Genomic DNA, 10,328 nt, shown 5'->3' with positions numbered 1-10,328 from the left:
CCCCGGGGGGGGCCGGGGGGGCGGGGATGTGTGGTGCGGGGGGGGCGGGGCGCCGGCCGGCGGCCGCCCCACCCGTCGGACGCCGCGGGGCGCTCCCGCACCGTCGGACCGCCCCGGGGCACGCGTGCGGTCCGCAGTGCGACCCTCCGCCCGACGCGCTCCGGAGCCGACCTACACTCGCGAGCATGACCACGTCCGTGTCCGCTGACAGCACCCAGCCGCGCTCGACGACGCCGCCGTCGGCGCCCGCGCCCACCCCGATCGACGGCATCGACTTCAAGCCGCGCTCGCGCACGGTCACCGACGGGCTCGAGGCCACGGCCTCGCGCGGGATGCTGCGCGCGGTCGGCCTGGGCGACGACGACTTCGCGAAGCCGCAGATCGGCGTCGCGAGCTCGTGGAACGAGATCACGCCGTGCAACCTGTCCCTCGACCGCCTCGCGAAGGCCGTCAAGGTCGGCGTGCACGCCGCGGGCGGGTTCCCGCTCGAGTTCGGGACCATCTCGGTGTCCGACGGCATCTCCATGGGCCACGAGGGCATGCACTTCTCGCTCGTGAGCCGCGACATCATCGCCGACTCGGTCGAGACCGTCATGCAGGCCGAGCGGCTCGACGGCTCGGTGCTCCTCGCCGGCTGCGACAAGTCGCTGCCCGGGATGCTCATGGCGGCCGCGCGCCTCGACGTGTCGAGCGTGTTCCTCTACGCCGGCTCGATCGCGCCGGGCTTCGTGAAGCTCACCGACGGCACCGAGAAGGACGTCACGATCATCGACGCGTTCGAGGCCGTCGGGGCGTGCGCCCGCGGGCTCATGAGCCGCGAGGACGTCGACCTCATCGAGCGCGCCGTGTGCCCGGGCGAGGGCGCGTGCGGCGGCATGTACACGGCGAACACGATGGCGTCGGTCGCCGAGGCGATGGGCATGTCGCTGCCCGGCTCGGCCGCTCCGCCGTCGGCCGACCGCCGCCGTGACGCCTTCGCCGAGAAGTCCGGTGCCGCCGTCGTCGAGCTGCTGCGCCGCGGCATCACCGCGCGCGACATCATGACGAAGGAGGCGTTCGAGAACGCGATCGCCGTCGTCATGGCGTTCGGCGGCTCGACCAACGCGGTGCTGCACCTGCTCGCGATCGCGCACGAGGCCGAGGTCGACCTCACGCTCGACGACTTCTCCCGCGTCGCCGCCAAGGTCCCGCACCTCGGCGACCTCAAGCCGTTCGGCCGCTACGTCATGAACGACGTCGACCGCATCGGCGGCGTGCCGGTCATCATGAAGGCGCTGCTCGACGCCGGGCTGCTGCACGGCGACTGCCTCACGGTCACCGGGAAGACGATCGCGGAGAACCTCGCGGACATCGCACCCCCGGACCCGGACGGCAAGATCCTGCGCGCGATGGGCGACCCGATCCACAAGACGGGCGGCATCACGATCCTGCACGGCTCGCTCGCGCCCGAGGGTGCCGTCGTGAAGTCCGCGGGCTTCGACTCCGACGTCTTCGAGGGCACCGCGCGCGTGTTCGACCGCGAGCGCGCCGCGATGGACGCGCTCGAGGACGGCACGATCGTCGCGGGCGACGTCGTCGTGATCCGCTACGAGGGCCCCAAGGGCGGGCCGGGCATGCGCGAGATGCTCGCGATCACGGGCGCGATCAAGGGCGCAGGCCTCGGCAAGGACGTGCTGCTGCTGACCGACGGGCGATTCTCGGGCGGGACGACCGGCCTGTGCGTCGGCCACGTCGCCCCCGAGGCCGTCGACGGCGGCCCCATCGCGTTCGTGCGCGACGGTGACCGGATCCGGCTGGACGTGGCGAACGCGACGCTCGAGGTCCTGGTCGACGACGCCGAGCTCGAGGCGCGCAAGGCCGGCTGGGCCCCGCTGCCCCCGACCTACACGCGCGGGGTGCTCGCGAAGTACGCGAAGCTCGTGCAGTCCGCGTCGAAGGGCGCCGTGCTGATCTGATCCGCGTCCGCCCCACCGAGGCCGGTACGACGCGGCCCCGGGTGCCCAGGCGCCCGGGGCCTCGTCGTGCCCGTCCACCGGCCGGCCCACGGCCGATGACGCCGCGCGCGGACCGAGGCCGCTCGCCCGCCGGGAGCCGCGCACGCACCGGCCGCATCGACCGGCTGGGTCAGACCGGCAGCGCCGCCCGCTCCGGCACCACCGCGCGTGCGTGCGACCAGTGGTTCGCCATCGGCATGCGCCGGTCGCGCCCGAACGCGAGCCTCGACACCTTGATGCGGACGGGGGCCTGGCGCCGCTTGAACTCGCTGCGGTCGACGAGCGCGAGGACCCGGTTGACCGTCGCGACCGCCGCGCCGACCTCCCAGCCGTCCTCGTCCACGAGCGTCCGGGCGAGCTCCTGGGCGGTCGCGTGGTCCTCGAGGAACGCGAGCAGGAGCCGGTCGAGCACCGGGTACGGCGGCAGCGAGTCGGTGTCCTGCTGGTCCGGCGCGAGCTCGGCGGACGCGGGCTTGGTGAGCGTCGCGGCGGGGATCGGCGGCACCTGCCCGGCCTCGGCCGCCTGCGCGTTGCGCCACGCCGCGAGCCCGTACACGCCCGGCAGCACGCTCCCGTCGCGCCGGGTCACCGTCGTCTTGAGCAGGTCCCCGAGCGGGTTCGGCGCCGTCCCGCAGCTGTCGCCGTAGAGCGTGACGTACCCGACGGCCGACTCCGACCGGTTGCCCGTGGTGCAGACGAGCGCGGCGGTGGCGTTCGCGACCGTCATGAGCGTCGTGCCCCGCAGCCGGGCCTGCAGGTTCTCCCACGCGACCGGGTCCACGGTCCCCGACGGCGAGCGCCCCGCACCGGCCGCGCCGGCCAGCAGCCCGCCGAGCGCGTCGCGGCGCTCGGCGTACGCGTCCACGATCGGGACGACGTCGAACCGGATGCCGAGGTTCACGGCGAGCTCGCGGGCGTCGTCGACCGAGCCGGCCGACGAGTACGGGCCGGGCATGCCGATGCCCCACACCGCGTCGGCGCCGAGCGCGTCCACGGCGACGACCGCGGCGAGCGCCGAGTCGATCCCGCCGGACAGGCCGAGCACGACGCGCGGCAGCCCCACGCGGCGGCAGTAGTCCCCGAAGCCGGTGACGATCGCGGCGTACACCTCCGCGTCGACGTCCAGGGCGGGGGTCACGACCGGCGGGGCGAGCGGCGCGCGGCTCGCGTGCGTGACGCCGAGGTCGACGACGTCGGACGGGCCCGTGCTCGGGCCGGCCACGCGGCCGGTGCCCCACGCGAGCCCGGCTGAGCCGGCGGCCGGCCGCCCCGGGTCGGTGGCGCGGCCCGCGTCGCGCCGCGGTGCGACGGGCACGTCGATCACGAGCTCGTCGGCCACGAACGACTGCGCCCGCGCCAGCAGCCGGCCGTCGACGTCCACGACGAACGACCCGCCGTCGAACACGACCTCGTCCTGGCCCCCGACCGTGTTGCAGTAGGCGATCGGGACCCCGGCCGCGCGTGCGGCGGCCGCGACCTGCGCGAGCCGCAGCGCCGGCTTGCCGACGTGGTACGGCGACGCGTTCGGCACGAGCAGGACCTGCGCGCCCGCCGCGGCAGCCTCGACGGCGAGCGCCGGGTCCCACACGTCCTCGCAGATCAGCACGCCGAACGTGACCGGACCGTCCGGCGTGCGGACCGTGTACAGGGACTGGCGGCGCGCGCCGGGCGCGAAGTGGCGAGCGTCGTCGAACACCGAGTAGGTGGGCAGCAGCGACTTGGCGTGCGCCGCGACGACGCGCCCGCCGTGGGCCACCGCCGCGACGTTGCGCAGCGGCCGCTCGAGCGCGTCGGCCGACCAGCCGAGCGCACCGGCCCCGCCGGCGTCCGGCAGGCGCCCGACGTGCCACGGCGACCCGAGCAGCGCGACGGTCCGTCCGGTCGTCGCGGCCACGCCGGTCACGGCGTCCATCGCGGCGCCGACGAGCTCGGCCTCGGCGAGCAGGTCCTCGACGGGGTAGCCCGTGACGGCCATCTCCGGGGTCACGAGCACGTCGGCGCGCGCCTGCTCCGCCGCGGCGACCGCGGCTGCCAGGGTCCCCGCGTTGCCGGGCAGGTCACCGACGCGGGTGGTGGTCTGGGCGAGCATCACGCGCAGGGTCGTCATCGGGTCTCCTTGGCCGGGCGCAGCGCGCGGGCGTCGTCGGGCCGCAGCAGCGGCGGGTAGAGGGTGCCGAGCTCCGCGCGCGCCTCGAACAGCGCGGCGGGGCGCCCGCGGCCCCCGGAGGTCCGGCGGGTGTCGGTGTCGGCGGGGCGCACGAGACCCGTCGTCTGCTGGACCCAGCGGCGGAAGTTCGACCGGTCGAGGCGCACGCCCCACACGGCCTCGTAGACGTGCTGCAGCTCGCCGAGCGTGAACTGCGGCCGGCAGAACGCGGTCGCCAGGGTCGTGTACTCGAGCTTGGCCGCGACGCGGTCCACCGCCCGGGCGGCGATGACGGTGTGGTCGAACGCGAGCTCGGGGGCGTCCTCGAGGCCGCGGTCGTGGTTGCCGCCCTGCAGGCTCGGCAGGTCGAGGTCGTCGACGTCCCAGAAGCGCGCGTCGCGGGCGTCCGACCCGGCGACCGGGTCGGGCAGGTCGGGCGCGAACGCGACGTACGCGACGGTGACGATGTTGCCGCGGGGGTCGCGCCGGGGGTCGCCGAACGAGCCGAGCTGCTCGAGGTGCCAGCCGCTCGTCGTCACCCCGGTCTCCTCGGCGAGCTCGCGCCACGCGGCCTCGTCGAGCGTCTCGTCGGGGTTCTTGAACCCGCCGGGCAGCGCCCAGCAGCCGGCGTACGGGTCGTCCTGGCGCTGCACGAGCAGGACCTTGAGGGCGCCGTCGCGCACCGTGAAGATCGCGGTGTCGACCGTCACGAAGAACACGGGGTACTCGCCGGGGTCGTAGCCCTCGGGCGCCTGCGCGGCGGGGCTCATGACGCCACCGCCGACGACGTCGTGAGCTCGACGCCCGCCTGCGCGAGGTCGGTGAGCGCCGCGATCGTCGTGGGGACGGCCACTCCGGCGGTCAGGTCCGTCAGGACCCGGACCGCGAAGCCCGCCTCGGCCGCGGCCAGCGCGGTCGCGCGCACGCAGTGGTCGGTCGCGATGCCGACCACCTCGACGACGTCGACGCCGTCGAGCGCGTCGAGCACGCCCAGGGGACGGTCCGTGCCGAGGCTGTCGAGCTGCACGCCGTCGAACGCCGAGTAGTCGGCACGGCCCATGCCCTTGACCACGTGCACGGTCCCGGCGGGCAGGCGCAGGCCCGGGTGGTACTCGGCGTCCGGGGTGCCGGCGACGCCGTGCTCGGGCCAGGTGCGGACGTAGTCGGGCTCGGTGCCGGGGACGGCGAAGTGGCCGTCGTTCGTCGCGGGCAGCGGGTCGTGCCAGTCCCGGGAGGCGACGACGCGCGCGTAGCGCTGCGGGTGCGCGGCCAGGTGGGCGGTGACGGCCGCGGCGACGGCGGCACCACCGGCGACGGGCAGCGTGCCGCCCTCGGCGAAGCACACCTCGACGTCGACGACGATCAGGGCGGTGGTCATGGTCAGGCTCCTGTCGTGGGGGTGAGGGCGGTGGGGTCGGCGGCGAGGCGCGGCGTGCCGGGGGCGAGGTCCAGGTCGAGCGGCATGAGCTCGGCCTTGGCGCCGCGGTGGTGCGCGCGGATCTCGGCGAGCGACGGGTGGTGCACGACGTTCCCGCCGCGCACGACCGGGACCTGCAGCGCCCGTCCGAGGCCGGCCTCGGGCGCGTCGGGCAGGTGGCGGACGACGACGTTCTCGCGCGAGGCGTACCCGGCGTGGTCGAGGCCGCGGTACGCGACCTTGCGCCCGCCGACGCTGGCCTTGCCGGCGGACCGCTTCGCCACGGCGCGCATCGGCGCGTCCGTGCCGGGACGGTCGGCGATCGAGACGAGCTTGTAGACCATGCCGCAGGTCGGGTGGCCCGAGCCGGTGACGAGCCGGGTCCCGGCGCCGTAGACGTCGACCGGGGCGTCGGCCAGGGCGGCGATGCCGTGCTCGTCGAGGTCCCCGGTCACGGCGATGCGGGTCGTCCCCGCACCGAGCGCGTCGAGCTGCGCCCGGGCGGCGCGCGCCTCGGCGGCGAGGTCGCCCGAGTCGATGCGGATGCCGCCCAGGTCCGGGCCGGCGGCGGCGACCGCGTGCACGACTCCCTCGCGGGTGTCGTAGGTGTCGACGAGCAGCGTGGTGCCGGCGCCGAGCGCGCGGACCTGCGAGGCGAACGCGGCCGGCTCGTCGGCGTGGGCGAGGGTGAAGGCGTGCGCCGCGGTGCCGCGGGTGGGGATCCCGTACCGGAAGCCGGCCTCGAGGTTGCTCGTGGCGTCGAACCCGGCGACGTACGCCGCTCGGGCGGCGGCCACCGCGGCGTGCTCGCCGGTCCGGCGGCTGCCCATCTCGAGGAGCACGCGACCGTTCGCGGCGCTGACCATGCGCGCCGCGGCGGAGGCCACGGCCGAGTCGCTGTTGAGGATCGACAGCACCAGCGTCTCGAGCAGGACGCACTCGGCGAACGTGCCGGTCACGGTCAGCACGGGGGAGTGCGGGAAGTACAGCTCGCCCTCGCGGTACGCGTCGATGCTCCCCGTGAAGCGGTACCCCGCGAGGTACGCGGCGGTCGCGTCGTCGGCGATGCCGCTCTCGCGCAGCCAGGCGACGTGCTCGGAGGTGAACCGGAACGACCCGATGGCCTCGACGACCCGGCCGAGCCCGGCGACGACGCCGTAGCGGCGGCCGGCGGGCAGGGACCGGGCGAAGACCTCGAAGACCGAGCGGTGGTGCGCGGTGCCGTCGGCGAGCGCGGCGCGCAGCATCGTGAGCTCGTAGTGGTCGGTGAGCAGTGCCGTGCTCGTCGTTGTGGTCATGGCGACCATATTGCTCCATGGCGGTGTCTCGCGCCAGATTCTAATGGTCAACCTGACCATAAAACGTGTGTGACGTGCGTCACGCCTCGCCGCCGGTCGGCCGTCCCCTTGCGGGCGCCAGGTGCCGCCGCCGCTCGGGACGTCAGGCCCCCCCGGCGATCCTGCGCAGCGCCGCGAGGTGCGCGGCGAGGGCCTCGCGCCCGGACGGCGTGAGCTTGAGCCACGTCCGGGGCCGCTTCCCGACGTACCCCTTGCGGACGGCCACGTAGCCGGCCTGCTCGAGCGCGGACGCGTGCTTGCTGAGCGCGGAGTCGGAGACCTCGACGGCGTCGCGGACCGCGCCGAACTCCGCCTCGTCGGTCGCGGCGAGGGCGGCCACGATGGACAGCCGGACGGGGGCGTGGATGACCTCGTCGAGCCGCACGCGGGCGCTGGCGCCCACCACGTCCGGGGCGGGCAGCGCCCCGTCGGATGCCGGTGCGGCCGTCATGCCCGGTTCTCCCGGAGGGCGCCGAGCGCGAGCGGCAGCGCGGTCACCACGGCGGCGGGGAGCCAGAAGGCCGGCTCGGCGCGGAAGAGGTACAGCCCGACGACCATGCACGCGGCGTAGACCGCGCCCCACCACAGCAGGGCGCGGAGCCAGCGCCGGCCCATCCCGGACTTGCTCACCGTCGCGCCCGGCAGGAGCGTCACGCTCAGCACGGCGAGGGCGGCGGCGTAGGCCAGCGACGGGACGAGCACCTCGACGTCCTGGTCGGCGGTCGCGAGCGCGGCGAAGTACGAGAACACCGCGACCGCGTGGCCGGTCAGCCACTGCGCGTGGCGGTTGCCGCCGATGTCCCGCACCGCGGCGGCCGAGGTCGCGGTGGAGCGGAGGAGGGCGCGCGCCTCGTCGGGCGTGGGCGGGTGCATAGTGGTCATCGCGGTCTCCTGGGGTGGGACGGGAACGTGTGTTCACACTCGCATGTACTTTCCATTTGTGCAAGAAGTTTCGCTGCGGCGCACCGGGTCGTCCCGGCGCGCCGCACCGGGTCCGTAGGCGTGCGCGCGTCCCCGGGGATAGCGTGACGCGCGTCACGTCGCTGCCGACGCGGGCCAGGGGGCTCGGGGCGCGTGGCGCGAGCCGTCCCGGGAGGGCCCATGTCCGACGCGTCCGGAGTCGAGGTGCTGCGCACCGAGGAGGGGGCGCTCCCCGTCGGGGTGATCGACCGGCGCCCCATGCCGGTCCGCTCGAAGATCGTGTTCGCGGTGATCGCGCTGGTCGGGGCCGTCGCCTGGTCCGTCATCGCGGTCGTGCGCGGCGAGACCGTCAACGCGGTGTGGTTCGTCGTCGCCGCGGTCTGCACCTACGCGGTGGCCTACCGGTTCTACGCGCGCTTCGTCGAGCGGAAGATCGTGCACCCGCGCGACGACCGGGCGACGCCCGCGGAGCGGTACGAGAACGCCAAGGACTTCATGCCGACCGACCGGCGCGTGCTCTTCGGGCACCACTTCGCGGCGATCGCCGGCGCCGGGCCGCTCGTCGGCCCCGTCCTCGCCGCGCAGATGGGCTACCTGCCCGGCACGCTCTGGATCGTGATCGGCTGCGTGCTCGGCGGCGCGGTCCAGGACTTCCTCGTGCTGTCCATCTCGGTGCGCCGGCGGGGGCGCAGCCTCGGTCAGATGGCCCGCGACGAGCTCGGCCGCGTCGGGGGGATCGCCGCGCTCGTCGGGGTCTTCGTCATCATGATCATCATCATCGCGGTGCTCGGCCTGGTCGTCGTCAACGCGCTCGCCGAGAGCCCCTGGGGCATCTTCTCCATCGCCATGACGATCCCGATCGCGCTGTTCATGGGCGTCTACCTGCGGTTCCTGCGGCCCGGACGGGTCAGCGAGGTCTCGCTCATCGGGCTCGTGCTGCTGCTGCTCGCGATCGTCTCGGGCGGCTGGGTCGCCGAGACCGACTGGGGCCAGGACTGGTTCACGCTGTCCAAGGTGACGATCGCCTGGCTGCTCGTCGCGTACGGGTTGGCCGCCTCGGTGCTCCCGGTGTGGCTGCTCCTCGCGCCGCGCGACTACCTGTCGACGTTCATGAAGGTCGGCACCATCGTCCTGCTCGCCGTCGGCATCCTGCTCGTGCGCCCCGAGGTCCAGGCGCCCGCCGTCTCGTCGTTCGCGCTCGAGGGCAACGGCCCGGCGTTCGCGGGCTCGTTGTTCCCGTTCCTGTTCATCACGATCGCGTGCGGGGCGCTGTCCGGGTTCCACTCGCTCATCGCGTCCGGCACGACGCCCAAGCTCCTCGAGAAGGAGAGCCAGGCGCGGCTCATCGGGTACGGCGGCATGATGACGGAGTCGTTCGTCGCGATCATGGCGCTCGTCACCGCGGTCGTCATCGACCAGCACCTCTACTTCGTCATGAACGCCCCGACGGCGCTGACCGGCGGGACGCCCGAGGCGGCGGCCGCGTACGTCAACGGGCTCGGGCTCGGCGGCCCGGACATCACCCCCGAGGAGATCGCCGGGGCGGCGGAGAACGTCGGCGAGGAGTCGATCATCTCCCGCACCGGCGGCGCCCCGACGCTCGCCTTCGGGATGGCGCAGGTCCTCGCGAGCGCGATCGGCGGGTCGTCGCTCGCGTCGTTCTGGTACCACTTCGCGATCATGTTCGAGGCGCTGTTCATCCTCACGACCGTCGACGCCGGCACCCGCGTCGCGCGCTTCATGCTCTCGGACTCGCTCGGCAACCTCGGCGGGCCCGCCCAGCGGTTCCGGGACCCGTCGTGGCGCGTCGGCGCGTGGCTGTGCTCGGCGCTCGTCGTCGCGGGGTGGGGCGCGATCCTGCTCATGGGCGTCACGGACCCGCTCGGCGGCATCAACACGCTGTTCCCGCTGTTCGGCATCGCGAACCAGCTGCTCGCCGCGATCGCGCTCTCCGTCGTGTTCACCGTCGTCGTCAAGAAGGGGCTGTTCCGGTGGGCCTGGATCCCGGGCCTCCCGCTCGTCTGGGACCTCGTGGTCACGATGACGGCGTCCTACCAGAAGATCTTCTCGACCGACCCGCGGCTCGGGTACTGGGCGCAGCACGACGCGTTCCGGGCGGCCCGCGAGGCCGGCGAGCAGTCGTTCGGGTCGGCCGCGACGCCCGAGGCGATGGACGCCGTCATCCGGAACACCGCGGTGCAGGGGACGCTGTCGATCCTCTTCGCCGTCCTCGTGCTGATCACGGTCCTGGCTGCGGCGGTGGTGTGCGTGCGGGCGGTCCGGGCGGGCGGTCTGCCGACGAGCGAGGAGCCGGACGCGCCCTCGCAGATCTTCGCGCCCACCGGCATGGTGCCGACGGACGCCGAGCGCGAGATCCAGGCGCTCTGGGACGCCGAGGGGCCGCGTCCCGCGCGGGCCGGGGCGCACGGATGAGCGCGGCGGGCGAGCTGCGTGCCGGCTCGGGGGTGTCCACCCGCGGGCCCGGGCGCGTCACCGGGCGGGCGGGCGTGCGG

8 protein-coding genes are annotated in these 10,328 nt (G+C 74.7%); 2 read left to right on the top strand and 6 right to left on the bottom strand.

The genetic code is table 11. From position 1 onward, the window contains the following. The first annotated feature begins 185 nt into the window (after positions 1-185). Positions 186-1,955, top strand: a complete 1,770-nt coding sequence (ilvD, locus tag AB6N24_RS21710) for a dihydroxy-acid dehydratase (protein WP_412871443.1) — start codon at positions 186-188, stop codon at positions 1,953-1,955. Between the two features lie 169 nt (positions 1,956-2,124). Here ilvD and AB6N24_RS21705 read toward each other — a convergent pair whose 3' ends face one another. From AB6N24_RS21705 to AB6N24_RS21680, 6 genes are all read right to left on the bottom strand, one after another. Next, a complete protein-coding gene (locus AB6N24_RS21705; protein WP_412871442.1) occupies positions 2,125-4,101 on the bottom strand; it encodes an NAD+ synthase in 1,977 nt (658 codons plus the stop codon). Then, complete coding sequence (locus AB6N24_RS21700; protein ID WP_412871441.1) at positions 4,098-4,910, bottom strand: NUDIX hydrolase; 813 nt, start codon at positions 4,908-4,910, stop codon at positions 4,098-4,100. The genes AB6N24_RS21705 and AB6N24_RS21700 overlap by 4 nt, the downstream gene beginning before the upstream one ends. Next, the gene (locus tag AB6N24_RS21695) at positions 4,907-5,518 is read right to left on the bottom strand and encodes an isochorismatase family protein (protein WP_412871440.1); all 612 of its coding nucleotides are present in this window, start codon (positions 5,516-5,518) and stop codon (positions 4,907-4,909) included. Before AB6N24_RS21695 ends, AB6N24_RS21700 begins: the two co-directional genes overlap by 4 nt. A gap of 2 nt (positions 5,519-5,520) precedes the next feature. Next, positions 5,521-6,864, bottom strand: coding sequence for a nicotinate phosphoribosyltransferase (locus AB6N24_RS21690; RefSeq protein WP_412871439.1), 1,344 nt, complete (start codon positions 6,862-6,864; stop codon positions 5,521-5,523). A 133-nt stretch (positions 6,865-6,997) separates the two neighbouring features. Further along, complete coding sequence (locus tag AB6N24_RS21685) at positions 6,998-7,345, bottom strand: winged helix-turn-helix domain-containing protein (RefSeq protein WP_412871438.1); 348 nt, start codon at positions 7,343-7,345, stop codon at positions 6,998-7,000. Further along, a complete protein-coding gene (locus tag AB6N24_RS21680) occupies positions 7,342-7,776 on the bottom strand; it encodes a hypothetical protein (RefSeq protein ID WP_412871437.1) in 435 nt (144 codons plus the stop codon). Before AB6N24_RS21680 ends, AB6N24_RS21685 begins: the two co-directional genes overlap by 4 nt. Positions 7,777-7,995: 219 nt before the next feature. Between AB6N24_RS21680 and AB6N24_RS21675 the strand changes: the two genes are divergently transcribed. Continuing rightward, positions 7,996-10,248, top strand: coding sequence for a carbon starvation CstA family protein (locus AB6N24_RS21675; protein ID WP_412871436.1), 2,253 nt, complete (start codon positions 7,996-7,998; stop codon positions 10,246-10,248). Positions 10,249-10,328 lie beyond the last annotated feature (80 nt).

The sequence above is a fragment of the Cellulomonas jepli genome, from assembly GCF_047229345.1.
In the GTDB taxonomy this organism is placed as follows: Bacteria; Actinomycetota; Actinomycetes; order Actinomycetales; family Cellulomonadaceae; genus Cellulomonas_A.
This window is presented reverse-complemented; position numbering and strand designations above follow the sequence as displayed.